Origin of the sequence: Ensifer canadensis (assembly GCF_017488845.2) — a bacterium.
GTDB lineage: Bacteria > Pseudomonadota > Alphaproteobacteria > Rhizobiales > Rhizobiaceae > Ensifer > Ensifer canadensis.
On sequence record NZ_CP083370.1, the window covers coordinates 2,712,427 to 2,732,830 of the forward strand.

At 62.5% G+C, this 20,404-nt stretch carries 20 protein-coding genes; 8 read left to right on the top strand and 12 right to left on the bottom strand.

The window, feature by feature from the left end:
- Position 1 precedes the first annotated feature (1 nt).
- The 6 genes from J3R84_RS13315 (at position 2) to J3R84_RS13340 (ending at position 4,976) form a co-directional block, all read left to right on the top strand.
- Positions 2-1,063: a hemin-degrading factor gene (locus J3R84_RS13315; protein ID WP_025428089.1), complete on the top strand. Its 1,062-nt coding sequence runs from the start codon at positions 2-4 to the stop codon at positions 1,061-1,063.
- 10 nt (positions 1,064-1,073) lie between these two features.
- Entirely contained in the window at positions 1,074-2,024 is a 951-nt protein-coding gene (locus J3R84_RS13320; protein WP_025428090.1) for a heme/hemin ABC transporter substrate-binding protein, read from the top strand.
- Positions 2,011-3,135 carry a FecCD family ABC transporter permease gene (locus tag J3R84_RS13325; protein WP_025428091.1) on the top strand — a complete coding sequence of 375 codons (1,125 nt, stop codon included), beginning with the start codon at positions 2,011-2,013 and terminating at the stop codon, positions 3,133-3,135. Before J3R84_RS13320 ends, J3R84_RS13325 begins: the two co-directional genes overlap by 14 nt.
- A gap of 9 nt (positions 3,136-3,144) precedes the next feature.
- Entirely contained in the window at positions 3,145-3,936 is a 792-nt protein-coding gene (locus tag J3R84_RS13330; RefSeq protein ID WP_025428092.1) for a heme ABC transporter ATP-binding protein, read from the top strand.
- A gap of 159 nt (positions 3,937-4,095) precedes the next feature.
- A complete protein-coding gene (locus tag J3R84_RS13335; protein ID WP_203527930.1) occupies positions 4,096-4,464 on the top strand; it encodes a DUF883 family protein in 369 nt (122 codons plus the stop codon).
- 80 nt (positions 4,465-4,544) lie between these two features.
- Entirely contained in the window at positions 4,545-4,976 is a 432-nt protein-coding gene (locus tag J3R84_RS13340) for a hypothetical protein (protein WP_025428094.1), read from the top strand.
- Here J3R84_RS13340 and J3R84_RS13345 read toward each other — a convergent pair.
- From J3R84_RS13345 to J3R84_RS13355, 3 genes are all read right to left on the bottom strand, one after another.
- Positions 4,973-6,481: a sensor histidine kinase gene (locus J3R84_RS13345; RefSeq protein ID WP_025428095.1), complete on the bottom strand. Its 1,509-nt coding sequence runs from the start codon at positions 6,479-6,481 to the stop codon at positions 4,973-4,975. The two genes, J3R84_RS13340 and J3R84_RS13345, sit on opposite strands and share 4 nt — an antisense overlap.
- Before the next feature lie 148 nt (positions 6,482-6,629).
- A complete protein-coding gene (locus J3R84_RS13350; protein WP_025428096.1) occupies positions 6,630-7,184 on the bottom strand; it encodes an RNA polymerase sigma factor in 555 nt (184 codons plus the stop codon).
- Positions 7,185-7,192: 8 nt separating this feature from the next.
- Positions 7,193-7,387: a NepR family anti-sigma factor gene (locus J3R84_RS13355; RefSeq protein ID WP_025428097.1), complete on the bottom strand. Its 195-nt coding sequence runs from the start codon at positions 7,385-7,387 to the stop codon at positions 7,193-7,195.
- 135 nt (positions 7,388-7,522) lie between these two features.
- Between J3R84_RS13355 and J3R84_RS13360 the strand changes: the two genes are divergently transcribed.
- The gene (locus J3R84_RS13360; RefSeq protein WP_025428098.1) at positions 7,523-8,317 is read left to right on the top strand and encodes a response regulator; all 795 of its coding nucleotides are present in this window, start codon (positions 7,523-7,525) and stop codon (positions 8,315-8,317) included.
- 319 nt (positions 8,318-8,636) lie between these two features.
- On the opposite strand, the gene J3R84_RS13365 is transcribed toward J3R84_RS13360, so the two are convergent.
- From J3R84_RS13365 to J3R84_RS13405, 9 genes are all read right to left on the bottom strand, one after another.
- Entirely contained in the window at positions 8,637-10,220 is a 1,584-nt protein-coding gene (locus J3R84_RS13365) for an FGGY-family carbohydrate kinase (protein ID WP_057206516.1), read from the bottom strand.
- Between the two features lie 97 nt (positions 10,221-10,317).
- Positions 10,318-10,986, bottom strand: coding sequence for an HAD family hydrolase (locus tag J3R84_RS13370; RefSeq protein ID WP_025428100.1), 669 nt, complete (start codon positions 10,984-10,986; stop codon positions 10,318-10,320).
- 110 nt (positions 10,987-11,096) lie between these two features.
- Complete coding sequence (locus J3R84_RS13375; RefSeq protein ID WP_025428101.1) at positions 11,097-12,581, bottom strand: mannitol dehydrogenase family protein; 1,485 nt, start codon at positions 12,579-12,581, stop codon at positions 11,097-11,099.
- Positions 12,582-12,621: 40 nt separating this feature from the next.
- Entirely contained in the window at positions 12,622-13,395 is a 774-nt protein-coding gene (locus J3R84_RS13380; protein WP_025428102.1) for an L-iditol 2-dehydrogenase, read from the bottom strand.
- Positions 13,392-14,393 (bottom strand): ABC transporter ATP-binding protein, encoded by a 1,002-nt coding sequence (locus J3R84_RS13385; RefSeq protein WP_025428103.1) that lies wholly within the window; start codon positions 14,391-14,393, stop codon positions 13,392-13,394. The genes J3R84_RS13380 and J3R84_RS13385 overlap by 4 nt, the downstream gene beginning before the upstream one ends.
- An 11-nt stretch (positions 14,394-14,404) precedes the next feature.
- A complete protein-coding gene (locus J3R84_RS13390) occupies positions 14,405-15,235 on the bottom strand; it encodes a carbohydrate ABC transporter permease (protein WP_025428104.1) in 831 nt (276 codons plus the stop codon).
- Between the two features lie 5 nt (positions 15,236-15,240).
- Positions 15,241-16,113 (bottom strand): carbohydrate ABC transporter permease, encoded by an 873-nt coding sequence (locus tag J3R84_RS13395; RefSeq protein WP_025428105.1) that lies wholly within the window; start codon positions 16,111-16,113, stop codon positions 15,241-15,243.
- Positions 16,114-16,256: 143 nt separating this feature from the next.
- Complete coding sequence (locus J3R84_RS13400; protein ID WP_025428106.1) at positions 16,257-17,567, bottom strand: ABC transporter substrate-binding protein; 1,311 nt, start codon at positions 17,565-17,567, stop codon at positions 16,257-16,259.
- A gap of 209 nt (positions 17,568-17,776) precedes the next feature.
- Entirely contained in the window at positions 17,777-18,730 is a 954-nt protein-coding gene (locus tag J3R84_RS13405) for a sugar-binding transcriptional regulator (RefSeq protein WP_025428107.1), read from the bottom strand.
- A gap of 312 nt (positions 18,731-19,042) precedes the next feature.
- Between J3R84_RS13405 and J3R84_RS13410 the strand changes: the two genes are divergently transcribed.
- Positions 19,043-20,404, top strand: a complete 1,362-nt coding sequence (locus J3R84_RS13410) for an NAD(P)-dependent oxidoreductase (protein WP_025428108.1) — start codon at positions 19,043-19,045, stop codon at positions 20,402-20,404.

Consider the following 20,404-nt stretch of genomic DNA (forward strand, 5'->3'; position numbering starts at 1 on the left):
AATGACCGAGAGCCTCCGTCCCACCCCGTCCGAAATCCGTGCCTACCGCGCTGAGAACCCGAAAATGCGCGAGCGCGACATCGCGGCCCAGCTCGGAGTTTCGGAAGCAGCCCTCGTGGCGGCCGAATGTGGCTTGACCGCCGTGCGCATCGACGCGGATGCCAACCGCTTCCTGCTGCGCGCCGAGGAACTGGGTGAGGTCATGGCTTTGACCCGCAACGAAAGCGCAGTTCACGAAAAGATCGGCGTCTACGAAAAGATCACAACCGGCGAGATGGCCAGCATCGTGCTTGGCGAGCAGATCGACCTGCGCGTCTTCCCGAGCGCCTGGGCGCATGCCTTTGCCGTAACCAAGACCGATGACAGCGGCGAAGCCCGCAAGAGCCTGCAGTTCTTCGACAAATGGGGCAATGCGGTGCACAAGCTGCACCTGCGCCCGGCGTCAAATGTCGCCGCCTACGACAAGATCGTTGAAGACTTCCGTCTCGACGACCAGTCGCAGACCTTCGTTGCGGACGCCAGCGCACCGGCTGCCGATGACAAGCAGGAGAACGTCGTCGACGTCACCGAGCTGCGCGACCGCTGGTCCAAGATGACCGACACGCATCAATTCCACGGCCTGCTGCGCAAGCTGAAGATCGGCCGCCGCCAGGCGCTGCAGCATATCGGCGACGACTTCGCCTGGCGTCTCGACCCGTCGAGCATCGAAACGATGATGCGTGCCAGCGCCGAGATCGAACTGCCGATCATGTGCTTCGTCGGCAATCGCGGCGTGATCCAGATCCATTCCGGCCCGATCGCCAAGATCGCCCCGATGGGTCCGTGGCTGAACGTCATGGACCCGACCTTCCATCTTCACCTGCGCACCGATCACATCGCCGAGCTTTGGGCCGTGCGCAAGCCGACTGCCGATGGTCACGTCACCTCGATCGAGGCGCTCGACGCCAAGGGCGAGATGATCATCCAGTTCTTCGGCAAGCGTAAGGAAGGTTTTGCCGAGCGTCCCGAGTGGCGCGATATCGCCGAGGGCCTCGCACGCCTTGACACCACCGTCGCAGCTTAAGGACAGCGTGATGATCAACGGTCTCGACTTCCGCCGCCTTCGCCTCTGGGAGCTGGCTCTGGCCGCGTTTGCGGTTTCGGCTCCCTTCCTGTTGCCCGCCGTGGCGCCAGGGGCGCCGTCGTTCATCCGCCCGGCGATGGCACAGAGCATTGAGCAGCCGGACGTCTCGCGCGTCGTTTCGGTTGGCGGTGCGGTTACCGAGATCATCTACGCACTCGGCGAGGAAGGCCGGCTGGTCGGCCGCGATTCGACCAGCACCTATCCGGAAGCTGCAACCAAGCTGCCTGATGTCGGCTACATGCGCGCGCTCGCCCCGGAAGGCATCATCGCGGTCAATCCGACCGCGATCGTCGCCGTCGAAGGCAGCGGCCCGCCGGAGGCGCTCGCCATCCTGAAGGATGCCAACATCGCCTTCACCAGCGTGCCGGAAACCTTCGACAAGGACAGCATCCCGGCAAAGATCCGCTCGGTCGGCACCTTCCTCAATGTGCCCGACAAGGCCGATGCGCTCGCAAAGTCGGTGGAAGCCGACCTTGCTGCAGCGGTTGCCGGTGGTGCCAAGCGCCCGGAAGGCGAGCGCAAGCGCGTTCTTTTCGTGCTCAGCACCCAGGGCGGCAAGATCATGGCGTCGGGCACCGGCACGGCTGCCAACGGCATCATCGAGCTTTCCGGCGCGATCAACGCCGCCGGAAAATTCCCGGGCTACAAGGCCCTGACCGACGAGGCGATCATTGAAGCCAAGCCCGACGTCATCCTGATGATGGACCGCGGCGGTGAACACAGCGCCAAGGCGGACGAACTCTTCGCCCTGCCTTCGCTGAGCCTGACGCCTGCCGCCAAGACCAAGACGCTGATCCGCATGGACGGCCTGCACCTGCTCGGATTCGGCCCGCGCACCGCAAGCGCCATTCGCGAACTCAACGCCGCAATCTACGGAAAGAAGGCCAATGCCTCGCAGTGAGGCTTTGGACCTCGGCAGGCGCGTGACCGCCCTCGCCGCCGATATCCGGGCCGAATGGCGGTCGGGCAATCGTGCGCGGCTGGCCCGCGTCGTCATTGTTCTACTCGTCATCTTCGCGGCAGCCACCTTCATCGGCTCGATCATGACCGGTGCCGCCGACGCTTCGCTGTCCAACGTCGTGCGCTGGCTGCTCGGCGCGAGCGATGCGGATCAGGTCCTGAGCGTTCGCGACCGCATCATCATTCTCGACATCAGGTTGCCACGAGCGGTGCTCGGAATGCTCGTCGGCGCATCGCTTGCTGTCTCCGGCGTTGTCATGCAGGGGCTATTCCGCAACCCGCTGGCCGATCCCGGCCTTGTCGGCGTCTCCTCCGGTGCAAGCCTCGGCGCCGTTCTGCTGATCGTGCTCGGCTCGGCCGTGTTCGGCCCGCTGTTTGCGCTGTTCGGTTTTTATGCGCTCCCGGTCGCAGCCTTCATCGGCGGCCTTGTCACCACGCTTCTGCTCTACCGGATCGCCACCCGCGGCGGCCAAACCTCGATTGCCACCCTGCTTCTCGCCGGCATTGCGCTTGGCGCGCTCACCGGCGCCTTCACCGGCGTGCTGATCTTCATCGCCGACGACAAGCAACTGCGCGACGTCACTTTCTGGGGTCTCGGCTCGCTTGCCGGCGCCAGCTGGACGAAGATCGCCGCGGCCGCGCCGATCATCCTGTTGTCGCTCGCGGTCACGCCCTTTCTGGCGCGCGGCCTCAACGCCATCACGCTCGGCGAAGCAGCCGCGTTCCACATGGGCATTCCGGTGCAGCGCATGAAGAACATCGCCATCGTCAGCGTCGCCGCAGCAACCGGTGCGTCCGTTGCCGTCAGCGGTGGCATCGGCTTCGTCGGCATCGTCGTACCGCATCTGCTGCGCCTCGTCATCGGCCCGGATCACCGCTATCTCGTGCCGGCATCGGCGCTTCTCGGCGGAACATTGCTGATCCTGGCCGACATGATCGCCCGCACCATTGCCTCGCCTGCAGAGTTGCCGATCGGTATCGTCACCGCCTTCATAGGCGCGCCGTTCTTCCTCTGGATCCTGCTGCGCGGTCGCACGACCATGGGACTGTGAGCCGAAACCATGATCAAGGTATCCAACCTCTCCGTCCGGCTTGGCGGCCGCCAGGTCATCCACGGCATCTCGCTTGAGGCAGAGCCGGGCGCGCTGACCGCGATCGTCGGGCCGAACGGCTGCGGCAAGACAACGACGTTGAAGGCGATCTCCGGCGAGTTGCCGCCGGAAAGCGGATCAGTCAGCATCAATGGCCGCAATCTCAAGGGCCTGAAACCCTGGGAGCTCGCGCTGAAACGCGGGGTGCTTCCACAATCGACGGTGATCTCGTTTCCCTTCACGGTCCGCGAAGTGGTGCGGCTCGGCCTGACCGCAGGCGCGACATCAGATGCCAGGGCCAATGACCGCATTGCCGCCGAAGCGCTCGAGGCCGTCGATCTCGGCGGCTTTGCCGGGCGCTTCTATCAGGAGCTTTCGGGCGGCGAACAGCAGCGCGTGCAACTGGCGCGCGTCCTCTGCCAGATTTCCAACCCGGTCGGCGATGGCGAACCGCGCTATCTGCTGCTCGACGAACCGGTCTCGAGCCTCGATATCCGCCACCAGTTGACCATCATGCAACTGGCGCGCCGGTTCTGCGAGCGCGGCGGTGGCGTCATCGCCGTCATGCACGATCTCAACCTGACGGCGATGTTCGCCGACCGGATGATCATGATGAAGGCCGGGAAGATCCGCGCAGGCGGCGCGCCGCGAGAGGTGTTGACCGACGAGACGATGGAGGTGGTGTTCGGCTGCCGCATGCAGGTCAGCGCCATGCCGGCAGCCGACGTGCCCTTCGTGTTGCCGCAGACGGCGACGCTCTAGCCGGCAAATCGCGCCAACTTCAAGATTTATCGAAACAATTTGCGCACTCGTGCGTTGTTCTCCTCGAAGTACCGGTCGTGGCAATGCGCTTGCCATGTCGGTGCCAACGGATCACGCCGGTCGTCCTTGGCCGGCGTTGCAGCGAAAGGGAGACCAATCATGGCTTCAGGCCTCTTCTCAGGTTCAAGTTCACGGTCGAGCAAGCGCAACGGCGCGCTCGCTGACATTTCCATCGAAGACCAGCTCAGCGAACTGCGTAGCGACATGGCGGCGCTCGTTGCCCTGCTTGCCGATCGCGGTGCCGACGCTTCGAAACAGGCGCGTAGCAAGGCGCACGATGCCCGCGAGCACGCGGAAGCCGGCCTTCAGGATTTGCTCGCAAGCGGCGAGGAACTGCTCGGCGATGTGCGCGACCGCTATGCCGGCACGGAAAAGCAGCTTCGCCATGCGGTACGCGAGCACCCGTTCGCAACGCTTGGCACGGCAGCCCTCATCGGTCTGATCGCCGCCGCACTGCTGCGGCGCTAGGTTCGATGCAGATCTTGGAACGGGGTGGGATCGCCAGACGCATCCCACCCGTTTTGACGTGTTACCAGGAGTAAATGCGCATGGGACCACTCGGGGCCGCTCTGTCCGCCTTGCTGGCTGCCGACATCGGCGCCACCGCATCACGTTTCAAGCGCAACGCCGCCTTGTGCGCCGTCGTCGCCGTGCTGCTTGTCACCGCCTACATCTTCGCACTGATCGCCATCGCGCTTTATCTCAGCGCCGCCTATTCGCCTGTGGTCGCCGCCGCGTCGATAGCCGCAGCCCTCATCCTGACGGCCTTGATCCTGATCATCGTGATGATTGCCCTGCAAGGACGGGATAGGCGGCTCGCCGAAGAGCGCCGCCGTCGGTCGATGATGCAAACCAATCTGACGATGCTGGCCGCAGCAAGCATCCTGCGCAAACAGCCGCTGCTCGCCGTGGGCACGGCCCTTGCCATCGGCGCCTTGCTCGGCACCGGCAGGAAGCGCAGGCCGCGACGGGAAACCTAAAGCGGCAAGCGGATCAGCGCGGTCACGCCGGCCGCCATATATTCGACCTTCACCGAACTGCCGAGAACCTTGTCGAGGCTGCGCTCTATCAGGATGGAGCCAAAGCCTCGACGTTTCGGTTCGCGCACGGGCGGTCCGCCGACCTCCGTCCAGGTCAGGTGCAATACCGCTTCGCCTTCTTCGACGACGTTGCGCGCCGTCAGCACCACCTTGCCGGTCGGCACCGAAAGGGAGCCGTATTTCACCGCATTGGTCGCAAGTTCATGCAGCACGAGCCCCAGGCCGACGGCCTGGTCGGGGCCGAGCAGCACCTCGTCCTTGTGCAGTTCGATCTGGTCCGCATAGACGCTGACATGCGGCATCAATTGCTTGGAGATCAGGTCCGCAAGCCGGATCGTGCCCCACTCATGGTCCGAGAGAAGTCCATGCGCCTCGGAGATCGCTTGCAGTCGTCCGGCAAAGGCGGTCATGAATTCGGCCGGGTCGCTGGTCTGGCGCAGGGTCTGGCGGGCGAGCGACTGCAGCATCGCCAGGGTATTCTTGACCCGGTGGTTGAGTTCCTTGAGCAACAGCCGCGTTCGCTGCACCGATGCCTGCTGGTCGGTGACATCGATGGTGACACCGATGAAGGTCAGCGGATTTCCCTTGGCATCCCGATCGTGCACCCGCCCGCGGCCGAGCAGCCAACGGCCGGTGTTTCCGACCCGGAACATCCCGTCATATTCCTCGTCCGCCTTCATCGCCTGGCGAAGCTTGGCGAAGGTTGCGCCGCGGTCATCGGCATGGATGGCGCCGAACACTTCCCTGGCGCCGAACGACCGATCGGCCGGCAAGCCGAACATGCGCATAAAGGCGCTGTTGCCGACGATCACGCCGGAGCGAACGTTCCAGAGCCAGCTGCCGATATTGGCCGCCTCAAGCGCCATCGCGTGGCGCTGTTCCTCGCGGGAGAGCGCTGCCTCCTTGATGGCGCGCCGTCGCGCCTCGTCCTTGAGCTTGAGAAGCGAGGCGGCAAGATCGGCAAGCCGGCGCAGCTGCTCCATCAGATGCGGTGCGACCTCGCTGCGCGCGGCAACGTCGAGCACGCAGACCGTGCCGACCGGCTGGCCATCGAGAACGATCGGCGCGCCGGCGTAAAAGCGCAGGAATGGCGCGCCGGCGACCAGCGGCCGATTGCGAAAACGCAGATCGACTGAGGCGTCGAGTACAACTAGGCCGTTGCCTCCCGCATCGGCTGCCGCGTGCACGCAGAACGAATCCTCCGATGACGCCCGCGTCTCCGTGGTACCGACCGCCGCCTTGAACCATTGCCACTCGCGGTCAAGCAGGCTGACGAGCGCGATCGGCGCATCGAAGAGGCGGACAGCGATCTCGGCAATGCCGTCGAAATCCGCATCGGGTACCGCCATGTCCGGCACCGTCGCATGCAGCACGCTCAACCGCTCGGGCGCGTCGAGCAGCGATGTCTCCGGCGGGGCGGTCTTTTCTTCTCTTTTTTCGCGCATCCGGCCTCAACTCCAAACTGCCGCACCCGTCAGCCGGCGCCGATTGCCATTGACACACGGCGCTCTTCTGCGGAGACGTTCAGGCCGCCAGTGAAAGCAGGGCTGCTCTCGATTTGCAACGCTCTGGCGGCCAAAAAGAGCTGTCGGATCAGGAAACGAATGCCCGTGAGGTAATGGGAGCGGACGTTTCGTCCGGACCGTAGTCGTTTTCGCCCTGCACCTTGAGGATATCCTGAAGGCGCTGGCGGGCGCGGTTCACCCGGCTCTTGATCGTGCCCAGGGCGCAGCCGCAGATCGTCGCCGCTTCCTCATAGGAAAAACCCGACGCGCCGACGAGGATGATCGCCTCGCGCTGGTCCGGGGGCAGCGTCTCGAGGGCCCGGCGGAAATCCTGCAGGTCGAGCGAACCATATTGTTCCGGATGATGGGCAAGCGATTCGGTGAAATGGCCGTCGCTGTCCTGCACCTCGCGTCCGCGCTTGCGCATCTGGCTGTAGAGCTCGTTGCGCAGGATCGTGAACAGCCAGGCCTTCATGTTCGTGCCCATCTGGAAGTGGTCCTGCTTGGCCCAGGCTTTCATGATCGTGTCCTGAACAAGATCGTCGGCCCGGTCATGACGACCTATGAGAGACATGGCAAAGGCGCGAAGGCTCGGCAGGGCGGCGAGCATCTCTCGCTTGAACTCATTCTTTTCAGACGACATTCTGGCGCTCACTCCCTTCCCTGCAGAACCGACTGCCGCTCGGCTGCGTCGAGTTTTTCCAGAAGATCGAGAAAGCGCGAAGGTATCGCTTCTTCCTGAACGGACTGATAGAGCGCCTTTAACTTGGCCGCGATCTGCGTGTTTGGGTCTTCGGACCATGAGGTCGTACCGGAAGTGCGCCCCGCCCCTGTTTTATACTTCATTGTCAATCTGTCGCCTTGTGGTGTTCATTACCGCCTTAACGCGTCTGAAAAATGAAATGTTCCCTCCCGGAACTTTTTTTTGCGTGAAACGTTTTGGAGCATCACTGCAAGATTATATTCTCGAGGGAGTACTCCATGACATTGTCCACACGGATCGCGCCGCTGCTGCCCTATCTGCGCCGCTACTCGCGCGCATTGACCGGGTCGCAGACATCAGGCGACGCCTATGTGGCCGCGGTACTCGAAGCCCTGATTGCCGATACCTCCATTTTCCCGGAGGCCAGCAATGACCGGGTCGCGCTGTTCCGCCTCTACACGTCGCTCTTCGGCTCCTCGTCGGTGCTGGTTCCCGAGCCGGTTTCGCCCTTTGCCTGGGAGCAGCGCGCCTCGGTCAATCTGGCAAACGTTTCGCCGCTTGCCCGCCAGGCTTTCCTTCTCGTCTCGGTCGAAGGTTTCCGGCCCGAGGAAGCAAGCGAAATCCTTGCCGTCACCGACGACAAGATCGGTTCCCTTCTCGACCGCGCTTCGCAGGAAATCTCGCGACAGGTCGCAACCGATATCATGATCATCGAGGACGAGCCTCTGATCGCCATCGATATCGAAAACATGGTCGAGAGCCTTGGCCACCGAGTGACCGGCATTGCCCGCACCCGCGACGAAGCAATCGCGCTCTATAAGAAGACCCGTCCGAGCATGGTGCTTGCCGATATCCAGCTCGCCGACGGCAGCTCCGGTATCGATGCGGTCAACGATATCCTGAAGGCCAGCGCCATCCCGGTGATCTTCATCACCGCCTTCCCTGAGAGGCTGCTGACCGGCGAACGCCCTGAGCCGACCTTCCTGGTCACGAAGCCTTTCAATCCTGACATGGTGAAGGCGCTGATCAGCCAGGCGCTGTTCTTCAACGAATCGACGAAGGCCGCAGCCTGATCATCGACACAGCATCTATCGCCGGCGGCCTCGGTCGCCGGCTTTTGTTTGTCCACTTGTTGCTGTCGCCCGCCCTTGCCTTTCGTCGCTGGTGTCCTGATTGGCATGCCCGTTGATGGCAAGCGCTGGAAACAAAACAGCCAGTGCCGAGGGAAGGCACTGGCTGACATTGTTCAACTCACCGGGGGAGTGTGAGTTGTAAACCGGCGGATTACCTCCGGCGCCACATTGGGGGCGATGCGCGCCACCGTCCGGTCTGAAAATAAAATGCGTGACGCAAACAAAGGTTCCCGGAGTTGCGCGTTTGCCGATCATTTTTTTATTGCAGCGCGTCCAGTTCGTCGCGATGGCGGTAGAGCGCAAGGAAGCGGCGGTAGTCGCGATCGTAGATGTCACGCATGGCGTCGTTCGGCCGCCGCTCGCGCCCGCCGGACGCCATCGCCGCACCGGCCACGGCGAGATCGACGTGAACCTGACCGGCAACGGCTGCCGCCATCGCCGTTCCGAGAAGAACGGCGTCAGGCGCATCGGGTGCTACGACCCGGCAACCCGTGACGTCGCAATAAAGCTCCATCAGAAGCGCATTGCGCACGTGGCCGCCGGTGACGTGAAGTGTGTCGAGTTCGTAGCCGACCTCACGCATCATCTCGAGGATATGGCGGATGCCGAGCGCGATCGCCACGCAGGTGCGCCAATAGAGCCGGCACAGCGCATCGAACGACGAATCGAACGGCAGGCCGCTGATGACGCCGAGCCCGTGTGGATCGGCAAGCGGTGAGCGGTTGCCGTGGAAATCCGGCAGTACATGCAGCCGTTCGGCAAACTGCGTTCCGTGCAGGACGCGCAGTTCCTGGACGCGCGCGATGATCCGGCCGTGGGTCTCGGTCGTTGGCTCCAGGCCGCCGCCATGAATGCGCACGATGTGATCGAGCAGGGCGCCGGTCGCCGACTGGCCGCCTTCGATCAGCCAGGCGCCGGGCAGCACCGCTTCGAAATAGGGTCCCCACATGCCGAAGCCGGGCTTCATATCCTTGGAGAAGGCAACGATGCAGCTCGAGGTGCCCGCGATCAGCGCCAGTTGCCGCTCGAGCTTTTCCGGCTCGCCGGCAAAACCGCCGAGCACGCCGAGCGCCCCGGCATAGGCGTCGATCAGACCCGGTGCCACCTGGCAGCCGATATCAAGACCGAGCTCGGCGGCAGCCTCCACCGACAAGCCCCCGACCGAGCTTCCGACCGGCTGCGTTTCCTCCGGCAATCCGCCCCGCGCAAGCAGATCCTCGAGGCCGATCCGCGCGAGATAGTCCGCCTGCCAACCGCGCTGTTCATGGGCGAGATAGTTCCATTTCGCCGTCAAGGTGCAGCGCGAGCGCGCCGCACTGCCGGTCGCCCGCCAGGAGAGATAGTCGGCGAGATCGAAGAAAAAGCCTGCCTTCTCCCATTGGCTAGGCAGATTCCGCTTCAGCCACATCAGCTTCGGCATTTCCATCTCCGGCGACATGACGCGGCCGGAGAAATCGAGGACCGGGTGTCCGGTGGCGGTACAGAAATCGGCCTCCGTCAGCGCCCGATGATCGAGCCAGACGATTGTGTCCCAGCGCGCCTCGCCCTTTCGGTTGACGGAAAGCGGCGCGCCGCTCCGGTCGCGCACCACGAGCGAACACGTTGCATCGAAACCGATGGCGGCAATGCTCTCCGGCGCGATGCCGGCCTTGTCTCTGGCAGCTTTCACCGAGCCGCAGACAGCTCTCCAGATATCTTCCGAATCGTGTTCGGCATGATTTTCTTCCGGCCGGTTCATGGCGATCGGCAGGTCGGCACGCGCCAGAAGCCTGCCATTCCGGTCGAAAATTCCGGCACGGGCACTGCCGGTACCGACATCGACCGCAACGACGAATTCACGCATCAATGGAGATCCCCGTCCCCGTTACAGCACGCTGCAACATCTTGAAACTGCCGCATAATTTTCCCATCAAATCGATTTCGACTTGAGGAATTATGCACTATTGGCGGACAAACTGTAACAATTCGCCCATGTCGTCAAACAGCACGTCGGGGTCGAGCTTGGCGAGTGTCTGTCGATGACGGTCGCTGCGCGCATGTCCGCCACCGGCGAAGGCAAAGGCCCGCATGCCAGCGGCGTGCGCGGCTTCGATGCCGGCCGGACTGTCTTCGACGACGATACAATCCTTGGGTGCATAGCCCATCTCCCGGCTCGCCAGCAGAAACAGGTCGGGCGCCGGTTTGCCATGTTTGACCATCGTTGCAGAGAAGATGTTCGGCTCGAAAAGATCGATCAGACCGGTGACGGTCAGCGACAGCCGGATGCGTTCCGGCTGGCTGGACGAGGCGACGCAACAGGCGACGCCAAGGTCTTCGACCGCCCGGCGAATACCGGCGATCGGCTGCAACTCCGTACGGAAACGCTGATAGAGCCGCGTGCGCATTTCTTCGAGAAAGGCGTCGTCTGTCGCCAGGCCATATTCGTCGTGAAGTATGGCAGACATGCTTTTCAGGCTGCGCCCGAGAAACCGTTCGGTCGCCTCCTCCGTGGTCATCGACACGCCTGCCGCCGCCAGCACGTCGACCAGGACTTCGAGCGAGATCGGCTCGCTGTCAACCAGCACGCCGTCGCAATCGAAGATCACCAACCTGGACGCGCCGTCGGCCATAACACCCTACCCCTTACAGCGCCGCGCATCTTTTAAGACGCGCCAACGTCGCTGTAACTCTTTGAATTGCTGCGTAATTTCATCCTTAAATCGGGCCCCGTTCTAAGGAATTATGCAGTAAGCTTGCCGTCCAGATAAAGCTGGAGCGTAGCGCGCGTACCTTTTTCCCAGAGGGTTTTCAATGCGTGGGTGAAGCGCTTGCGGAAGAGATCGGATTGGGCGACCTCGCCGAAAATGTCCGACAGCGCCAGAAAAGCCGTCGGATCCTGCCTTGCGGCACGGGCTGCCGCCTGAAGCCGTTCGGCGTTCTGGTCGTTGAAGACAATCTGCTTGCCGCTATCGGTCGTGCCGTCGAAGTAGCGGCACCAGAGCGCTGACACCAGCGCCAGGCCGACGACGTCTTCGCCCCGCGCCAGCCGGTCGGCCGTCGAGGGCAGGATGAATTTCGGCTGCCGGTTGGAGCCGTCCTGTGCAAGCCGCGGGATCGTGTCGCCGATCTTCGGGTTGGAAAAGCGCATCTCGATCAGCTTGTAATAATCGCCGAGATCGGTGTTCGGCACCGGCGGAATGACCGGAATGATCTCGTCATGCTCAAGCTTGGCGAGAAAATCACGGATCAGCGGCTCCTCCATCGCCTCGTGGACGAAATGAATGTCGAGCAGGGCTGCGGGATAGGCGATTGCCGCGTGGCCGCCGTTGAGGATGCGGATCTTCATGTGCTCATAGGGCGCAACATCGGGCACGAACTGCACGCCGACCTTTTCGAGCGCCGGGCGTCCCTGCGGAAAATGATCCTCCAGCACCCATTGCTTGAACTCTTCGCAAAACACCGGCCAGCCATCCTCGATCTCGTAATCGGTTGCGACGATGCCGATTTCGCGTGCGCCCGTGGCCGGCGTTATGCGGTCCACCATGCCGTTCGGAAAGGCGATATTGGCGTCGATCCAGTCGGCGAAATCAGGATCGAACAGCCGGGCAAGGCCTGAAACCGCAGCGTGGGTCACCTCGCCATTGCCCGGAATGTTGTCGCATGACATCACCGTGAACGGCGGAATTTGTCCGTCGCGGCGTGCCTTCAGACCGGCAACGATCAAACCGAAGACCGTCTTCGGCGCGGCGGGATTTTGCGCATCGTCAACGATGGCCGGGTGGGTCGGATTAAAAACGCCGGAGGCTGGATCGATGAAATAGCCGCCCTCGGTGATCGTCAGCGAAACAATGCGGATCGCCGGGTCTGCAAGCCTGGCGACGATGCCAGCGACGTCGCCGGGCCTGAGATAGTCGATCATCGCGCCAGTCACATGCGCGCCGGTGCGGTTGTTGTCCTGCTCGACCACCGTCGTCAGGAAATCCTGCGCCGCGAGCTTTGCCCGCATTTGTTCATCGGAGGGAAGGACCCCGGCACCGACGATCGCCCAGTCATGGTCGTGCCCGGCATTGAAGAGATCGTCGAGATAGACGGCCTGATGGGCACGGTGAAAATTGCCGACACCGAAATGCACGATACCGGCTTTCAGATCGGCGCGATCGTAGCTCGGCACGCCGGCCTTGGCCTTCACTGCGTCGAGCGCGGCAAGAGAAAGTTTGGTCGTCATGGTCTCGTTTCCTTATCGAGGCATCGTCCGGAGACGGGCCTCAGCTCATCCAGTTGCCGCCATCGACGTTGTAGGTCTGCGAAACGACGTAATCGCTCTCGGCAGAAGCGAGGAAGATCGCCATGCCCGTGAGATCCTCGGCCGTTCCCATGCGCCCATAGGGGACTTCCGCTCCCGCGAGCCTCTTCTTCTCGCCGCGCGGGCGGTTCTCGTATTTGGCAAACAGTGCGTCGACGCCGTCCCAGTGCTCGCCATCGACGACGCCGGGCGCAATGGCGTTGACGTTGATGCCGTGCTTGATCAGGTTCAGCCCCGCCGACTGGGTCAGGCTGATGACCGCTGCCTTGGTGGCGCAATAGACGGCGACCAGCGCCTCGCCGCGCCGGCCTGCCTGGCTCGCCATATTGATGATCTTGCCGCCCCTGCCCTGGGCGATCATCTGTTTGGCAGCCGCCTGCATCGTGAACAGCGTCCCCGAAACATTGATCGAAAACAGCCGGTCATAGCTTTCACGCGTGATCTCGACGATCGGCGCGAGATCGAAGAGCGCGGCGTTGTTGACGAGGATATCGAGACCACCGGCCTCGGTGACAACCGATGCGATCGCCGCGTCGATGGAGTTCTGCTGCGTCACATCCATCTCGACGGCATAGGCGCTCGGGCCGATTTCCGATGCGGTCTCACGCGCCCGCGCCAGATTGATGTCGGCAATCGCCACTGTGGCGCCTTCTCGCACATAGGCTTCGGCGAAGGCACGACCGATACCCCGCGCGGATCCGGTGATCAGCGCGCTTTTCCCGTGAAGACGTTTCATCGAACTGCCAGTCCCTTGTCGTCGAACCTGTGGACGCGCTGGGCGTCGGGCGTCAGGAACACCCGGTCCCCGTGGGCGACGGCGAAATCGCCGCTGACACGCGCGGTCATCGTTCCGATATTGTCGACGTTGACGTGCAGGAAGGTGTCCGAGCCCAGGTGCTCGGCAACGCCGACCGTGCCGGCCCAGGTGCCGTTTTCCGTTGAAAGCACCAGATGCTCGGGCCGGATGCCCATAGTGTGCGCCTGGTAGGCGGTAGCCGGCGCACCGGAAACGAAGTTCATCCGCGGCGACCCGATGAAGCCCGCCACGAAGAGATTGTCCGGCTTGTGATAGAGGTCGAGCGGCGAGCCGACCTGCTCGATGCGCCCCCGGTTGAGAACCACGATCTTGTCGGCCATGGTCATGGCTTCCACCTGATCGTGGGTGACGTAGACCATGGTCGTCTTCAGATCCTGGTGCAACTGGCTGATTTCGAGCCGCATGTTGACGCGCAGTGCTGCGTCGAGGTTCGACAAAGGCTCGTCGAACAAAAAAGCTTTCGGCTGGCGCACGATCGCGCGGCCGATGGCGACACGCTGGCGCTGGCCGCCGGAAAGCTGGCGAGGCTTTCGGTCGAGATAGTCGGTCAGGTTGAGCACACGCGCTGCGTCGGCCACCTTCTTGTCGATGACAGCCTTGTCCTCGTTCGCCATCTTCAACGGGAAGCCTATGTTCGAGCGCACACTCATATGCGGATAGAGCGCATAGGACTGGAACACCATCGAAAGTCCACGTTGCGCTGGCGGCAGCTCGGTGGCGTTCTTGCCGTCGATGACGATCTCACCATCGCTGACATCCTCTAGCCCGGCGATGAGCCTGAGCAGCGTCGATTTTCCGCAGCCCGACGGGCCGACGAAGACGACGAACTCGCCATCGTCAATATTGAGGTCGATCGACGGGATGACGGCATGGGCGCCGAAGACCTTCGAGACGTTTCTGAGTGTAATGTTTCCCATTGTCGTATCCCTTATTTGACCGCGCCGAAGGTGAGGCCGCGCACGAGCTGTTTCTGCGAGAACCAGCCGAGTATGAGGATGGGGGCAATCGCCATGGTCGAGGCCGCCGAGAGCTTGGCGTAGAACAGGCCTTCGGGGCTCGAATAGGAGGCGATGAAGGCCGTGAGCGGCGCCGCCTTCGCGGCGCTGAGGTTCAGCGTCCAGAACGCCTCGTTCCAGGCAAGGATGATGTTGAGGAGCAGCGTCGAGGCGATGCCCGGGATCGCCATCGGCGTCAGCACATAGATGATCTCCTTGGACAGCGATGCTCCGTCCATGCGTGCCGCCTCGAGGATCTCGCCGGGGATTTCCTTGAAGTAGGTGTAGAGCATCCAGATGATGATCGGCAGGTTGATCAGCGTCAGCACGATGACGAGGCCGGTGCGGGTATCGAGCAGGCCGGTGTTGCGGAACAACAGGTACATCGGCACGAGCACACCGACCGACGGCATCATCTTGGTGGAGAGCATCCACATCAGCACGTCCTTGGTGCGCTTGGTCGGCGAGAACGCCATCGCCCAGGCAGACGGGATGGCGATGATCAGGCCGATCAGCGTCGAGCCGAAGGAGATGACGACCGAGTTCATGAAGTGCAGGAAGTAGTTCGATCGGCTCTGGACCTCATGATAGTTCTCCGTCGTCCAGTCGAAGAAGAACAGGGACGGCGGCGAGGCGATCGCCTCTGCCTCGGTCTTGAAGCTCGTCAGGAACGTCCACAGGATCGGGAAGAAGATCAGGATGCCGATCGTCCAGGCGACGACCGTGACGACGATCTTTCTTTGGGTGGAGACAGTGCGTGCCATCGGTATCAAGCCTCCAGCGTCTTGCCGATCATGCGCATCAGGAAGAATGCGACGATGTTGGCGAGGATGACGGCGATGATGCCGCCGGCGGATGCGCCGCCCACGTCGAACTGCAGCAGGGCCTGCGCATAGACGAGGAAGGTGAGGTTCGTGCTCTGCGTGCCCGGACCGCCATTGGTCGTCACCAGGATTTCCGCAAAGACCGAGAGCAGGAAGATCGTCTGGATCAGGATCACCACGGTGATCGCACGAGAAAGATGTGGCAGCACGAGATAGATGAAGCGGCTCCAGGCGCTGGCGCCGTCCATCTGGGCTGCTTCCTTCTGCTCTTCATCGAGCGATTGCAGCGCCGTCAAAAGGATCAGCGTCGCAAAGGGCAGCCATTGCCAGGCGACGATGAGGATCACCGACATCAGGGGTGCATTGGCGAGAAAGTCGAAGGGCTGCAGTCCGAAGAGCTTGGCCAGCCAGGCGAACAGCCCGTTGACCGGGTTCATGAACATGTTCTTCCACACCAGCGCGGCGACGGTCGGCATGATCAGGAACGGCGCGATCACCAGGATGCGCACGATCCCCTGACCGAACATCGGCTGATCGAGAAGAAGCGCCAGCGCAATGCCGCCGACGACGGTGATGAAGAGCACGCCCAGCACGATGGCGAGCGTGTTGAAGATCGCCTGGAAGAAGGCGGGATCGGTGAGGAAGTAGCTGTAGTTCGAAAAGCCCGCGAACTCCTCCATTCCCGGCATCAAGAGATTGTAGCGCAGGAATGAGAAGTAGATTGTCATGGCCAGCGGAACGATCATCCAGGCCAGAAGCAGAAGCACCGAGGGCGCGATCATCAAACGCGCGGCGGAGCGGGTGTGCAAGGTCGCCATGGCGTCCCCCCAAATGACGGAATTCAACGCTGTTTCGAGATCGGGTCGGGCCAGCGCGTTTACCCGCGTGGGCCCCTTGACTGCCTCCAGGAATTACCGGGGCGCCAACCATTTGCGGCCGGCACCCCGGGCCCTTGGGAGCCTTATTTGATGTAGCCGGCCTTGGTCATCTCACGCTCGGTCAGTTGCTGGGCGCTGGCAAGCGCCTGGTCGACGGTCATCTGACCGGCAAGAGCCGCCGCGAACTGCTGCCCGACTGCTGTGCCGAGCCCCTGGAATTCAGGGATCGCCACGAACTGCACGCCGACATAGGGCACCGGCTTGACGGCCGGGTTCTTGGGGTCGGCTGCATTGATCGAGTCGAGCGTCATCTTCGCGAAGGGCGCTGCCTTCTGGTACTCAGGGTTGGCGTAGAGCGATGTGCGCGTGCCCGGAGGAACGTTGGCCCAGCCTTCCTTGTCGGCAACGAGCTTCAGATAGTCCTTGCCGGTTGCCCAAGCGATGAACTTCTCGGCCGCGGCCACCTTCTGCGAACCGGCGGGGATGGCAAGATTCCAGGCCCAGAGCCAGTTTCCGCGTTTGCCGAGGCCAGTGTCAGGTGCAAGCGCGAAGCCCACCTTGTCGGCAACCGTCGATTCCTTCGGGTTGGTCACGAACGAGGCCGCAACCGTCGCGTCGATCCACATGCCGCATTTGCCGGTCTGGAACAGCGACAGGTTTTCGTTGAAGCCGTTCGAGGATGCACCGGGCGGTCCGGCGTCATTCATCAGCTTGACGTAGAAGTCGAGCGCGTTCTTCCATTCCGGCTGGTCGAACTGCGGCTTCCAGTTCTCGTCGAACCAGCGGGCGCCGAAGGCGTTCGCGGTTGCGGTCAGGAAGGCCATGTTCTCGCCCCAGCCCGCCTTGCCGCGCAGGCAGATGCCGTAGACTTCGTTGCCCTTGTCGGTGATCTTGCGCGCCGCGTCGGCGATGAAGTCCCAGGTCGGCGCGTCGGGCATGGTCAGCCCGGCCTTTTCGAACAGGTCCTTGCGGTACATCACCATCGAGCTTTCGCCGTAGAACGGTGCGGCATAGAGCTTGTCGTCTATGGTCAGGCCCGAGCGGATCGCCGGCAGCAGGTCGTCGACGTCGTAGTCGGCGCCGAGATTGTCGAGCGGCATAAGCCAGCCCTGCTTGGCCCAGATCGGCACTTCGTAGGTGCCGATGGTCATGATGTCGTACTGGCCACCCTTGGTGGCAATATCCGTCGTCACGCGCTGGCGCAGCACGTTTTCCTCGAGTGTCACCCACTCGAGCGTAATGTCCGGATTCTTGGACGTGAATTCATCCGCCAGCTTCTGCATTCGGATCATGTCGCCGTTGTTCACGGTCGCAATGGTCAGCGTTTCTGCTTGGGCCAGACCTGCCAGAGCGACTGCCGAGCACGTGCTCAGCAGGAAAGTTCTCAAATTCATCGACTTCCTCCCAGAAGAAATTGAGCATTTGCCTTGCTCATGGGCAATTACTCACTTCTTGTGAAAAAATGTCAATCCGCTTTCGTTGCTGCGCTGCAACCAGAGCCGTTATGAATCTGTTTTGATTGCGGATTTTTTATCAGCAGGTGGTGATATGAACGCCAAAGGGCCGGCGCATGGCCGGCCCTTCCCAAGCAGAAACGCTGCGATCAGGCGTTGAGCAGATAGGCGGCGGTCGCCTCATCGGTGATAATGCCGTTGATGATCCGCCCCTTGAGCGCGGCCTTCAGCGCCTCATATTTGCGCCGCCCCTTGGCAAGCCCGATCACCGACGCATTGTCGCGCGATGGCAGAGGAACGGAGGCGACACGGTCGTTGAAACTGCCCGCCAGCAATGCGCCGTCGTGGTCAAACATCCAGCCGCAGATTTCCCCTGCGGCGCCGGACTTCGTCAGCTGCCCCATCTCGTCCTGCGACAGAAATCCGTCCTGGCAAAGCGGCGCCTCGGGGCCGAGTTCGCCGACACCGACAAAGGCGACATTCGCCTCCGCGCCCAGCTTCAACGCCACCTGGACGAGGCTCTGGCTGTGCAGCACCGCGCGCTCCTCCGGCGAGGAGGCGAGAACCGGCAAAGGCATCGGGAAATGCCGCGCCTTGACGGCATCGGCCATGCTAAAGATGACGTTGTAATAGGCGGCCGAGCCGTCGAGCCTGATATTGCCAGTCAAGGACACGATGCGATGCTGCGGACATTCCATCGCCGGCAATTGGTCGATCGCCGCCTTCAGGGTCCGGCCCGTACCGATCGCCAGAACCTGGGGCTCGGTTAATTTGAGCCAGCGCTCGATCTCGGCGGCCCCTGCCTCGGCGATGCCGACCGTGGTCGAACTCGATCCGGGATCGCTCGGAACCACGTCCACATGCTTTAGCTCGTATTTTTCCCGAAGCCGTTCGGCAGCCTCCAGGCATGCGGCAATCGGATGATCGAGCCTGACCTTGATCAGGCGCTCCGCCATGGCAAGCGAAACCAGCCGCTGGGCCGATTGGCGCGAAATGCCCATGACCGTGGCGATCTCGTCCTGGGTACGGCCGGCGACATAGTATAACCAGCCCGCGCGGGCAGCATCATCAAGCCTGTTGTTCGCCTCAGCCCGTCGCGCCATGCCACTTCTCCATTCCCCCGCGATCGCGATGTTTTGGGTCGAATCAACTCAAAACATCGCGATCGCTTCCCCTAAGTTAGAGCGGGATGCGGGCGGAAAACCGCACACACTTTTCCTCATCCCGCTCTGATTTGCTGCCACTATTTGCCCTGCCCTGTCAAACAGCAGTCAAGAACAATGGCTTGGCAGGTCTGCAGCAAATCCCCGGATCGCAAGGCTTTCCCAGCATTTCGATGCCAAACTTTTACCGTTTGATAAAAAAATAAAGCGTGTTACCGTTCCATCATCCTGAGAAAACATTGGGAGCCAAAAATGGGAACGACGCAATCTGGGATCCTCGGCGGCCGCCTGCCGCTCGCGGACTACGAAACCAATTTCTCCGACCTCCATCCAGCCCTCGACAGGCACGAGGCATTGGTCGCCTCCGACCGCTGTTATTTCTGTCATGACGCGCCCTGCATGACGGCCTGTCCCACCTCCATCGATATCCCGCTGTTCATTCGGCAGATATCGACGGGCAACCCCATCGGCTCGGCAAAGACGATCTTCGACCAGAACATCCTGGGCGGCATGTGCGCCCGCGTCTGTCCCACCGAAACGCTCTGCGAGCAGGCCTGCGTGCGCAACACGGCTGAGGAGCGTCCGGTCGAGATCGGCCGCCTCCAGCGCTATGCGACCGATATCGCGATGAAGGAGAACAAGCAGTTCTACACCTGCGCTGCGACCTCCGGCAAAAAGGTTGCCGTCGTCGGCGCCGGGCCAGCGGGGCTTGCCTGCGCCCACCGCCTTGCGGTCAAGGGCCACGAGGTCGTCATCTACGATGCCCGTGAGAAATCCGGCGGCCTCAACGAATACGGCATCGCCGCCTACAAGTCCGTCGACGATTTCGCCCAGAGCGAGGTCGACTACGTGCTGTCGATCGGCGGCATCGAAGTCCGCCACGGCCAGGCGCTCGGCCGCGATTTTTCGCTTGGCGATTTGACCGAACAATATGACGCCGTCTTCCTCGGTCTCGGCCTTGCCGGCGTCAACGCGCTGCGCCTCGAAGGCGAAACCGCCGAGGGCGTAGACGACGCCGTCGATTTCATCGCCGCCCTTCGCCAGTCGAAGACCAAGGCCGACATTCCGGTCGGTCGCCGGGTCGTGGTTCTCGGTGGCGGCATGACCGCCATCGACGCCGCCGTCCAGGCCAAGCTGCTCGGCGCCGAGGAAGTGACGATCTGTTATCGCCGCGGCAAGGAGCACATGAACGCGTCCGAGTTCGAGCAGGACCTGGCCACCTCCAAGGGCGTCACCATCCGCCACTGGCTGCAGCCCAAGCGCATCGCGCTCAAGGACGACAAGGTCGCCGGGATCGAACTCGAATACACTACGCTCGTCGATGGAAAGCTGACGACGACGGGCGAAACGGGTATCATTGCCGCAGACCAGATCTTCAAGGCGATCGGTCAGTCCTTCGAGGCGTCCGGCCTCGGATCGCTCACGTTCGAAGCCGGCCGCATCGTCACCGATGCCGAAGGCAAGACCTCGCTCGCCAATGTCTGGGCCGGCGGCGACTGCGTGCTGGGTGGCGAGGACCTGACGGTCTCCGCCGTCGCCATGGGCCGCGATGCCGCTGAAGCGATCAACCGGGCTTTCGCCGCGGCCATGCCGCGCGCGAGCGCCGTTGCATAA

Bases quoted from the DNA above. Each gene is read 5' to 3' on its own strand.
- J3R84_RS13345 (WP_025428095.1), bottom strand. From the start codon at position 6,481: ATGCGCGAAAAAAGAGAAGAAAAGACCGCCCCGCCGGAGACATCGCTG.
- J3R84_RS13340 (WP_025428094.1), top strand. From the start codon at position 4,545: ATGGGACCACTCGGGGCCGCTCTGTCCGCCTTGCTGGCTGCCGACATC.
- J3R84_RS13355 (WP_025428097.1), bottom strand. From the start codon at position 7,387: ATGAAGTATAAAACAGGGGCGGGGCGCACTTCCGGTACGACCTCATGG.
- J3R84_RS13375 (WP_025428101.1), bottom strand. From the start codon at position 12,581: ATGACGACCAAACTTTCTCTTGCCGCGCTCGACGCAGTGAAGGCCAAG.
- J3R84_RS13405 (WP_025428107.1), bottom strand. From the start codon at position 18,730: ATGGCGCGACGGGCTGAGGCGAACAACAGGCTTGATGATGCTGCCCGC.
- J3R84_RS13385 (WP_025428103.1), bottom strand. From the start codon at position 14,393: ATGGGAAACATTACACTCAGAAACGTCTCGAAGGTCTTCGGCGCCCAT.
- J3R84_RS13395 (WP_025428105.1), bottom strand. From the start codon at position 16,113: ATGGCGACCTTGCACACCCGCTCCGCCGCGCGTTTGATGATCGCGCCC.
- J3R84_RS13370 (WP_025428100.1), bottom strand. From the start codon at position 10,986: ATGGCCGACGGCGCGTCCAGGTTGGTGATCTTCGATTGCGACGGCGTG.
- J3R84_RS13320 (WP_025428090.1), top strand. From the start codon at position 1,074: ATGATCAACGGTCTCGACTTCCGCCGCCTTCGCCTCTGGGAGCTGGCT.
- J3R84_RS13330 (WP_025428092.1), top strand. From the start codon at position 3,145: ATGATCAAGGTATCCAACCTCTCCGTCCGGCTTGGCGGCCGCCAGGTC.
- J3R84_RS13380 (WP_025428102.1), bottom strand. From the start codon at position 13,395: ATGAAACGTCTTCACGGGAAAAGCGCGCTGATCACCGGATCCGCGCGG.
- J3R84_RS13390 (WP_025428104.1), bottom strand. From the start codon at position 15,235: ATGGCACGCACTGTCTCCACCCAAAGAAAGATCGTCGTCACGGTCGTC.
- J3R84_RS13350 (WP_025428096.1), bottom strand. From the start codon at position 7,184: ATGTCGTCTGAAAAGAATGAGTTCAAGCGAGAGATGCTCGCCGCCCTG.
- J3R84_RS13335 (WP_203527930.1), top strand. From the start codon at position 4,096: ATGGCTTCAGGCCTCTTCTCAGGTTCAAGTTCACGGTCGAGCAAGCGC.
- J3R84_RS13410 (WP_025428108.1), top strand. From the start codon at position 19,043: ATGGGAACGACGCAATCTGGGATCCTCGGCGGCCGCCTGCCGCTCGCG.
- J3R84_RS13400 (WP_025428106.1), bottom strand. From the start codon at position 17,567: ATGAATTTGAGAACTTTCCTGCTGAGCACGTGCTCGGCAGTCGCTCTG.
- J3R84_RS13325 (WP_025428091.1), top strand. From the start codon at position 2,011: ATGCCTCGCAGTGAGGCTTTGGACCTCGGCAGGCGCGTGACCGCCCTC.
- J3R84_RS13360 (WP_025428098.1), top strand. From the start codon at position 7,523: ATGACATTGTCCACACGGATCGCGCCGCTGCTGCCCTATCTGCGCCGC.
- J3R84_RS13365 (WP_057206516.1), bottom strand. From the start codon at position 10,220: ATGCGTGAATTCGTCGTTGCGGTCGATGTCGGTACCGGCAGTGCCCGT.
- J3R84_RS13315 (WP_025428089.1), top strand. From the start codon at position 2: ATGACCGAGAGCCTCCGTCCCACCCCGTCCGAAATCCGTGCCTACCGC.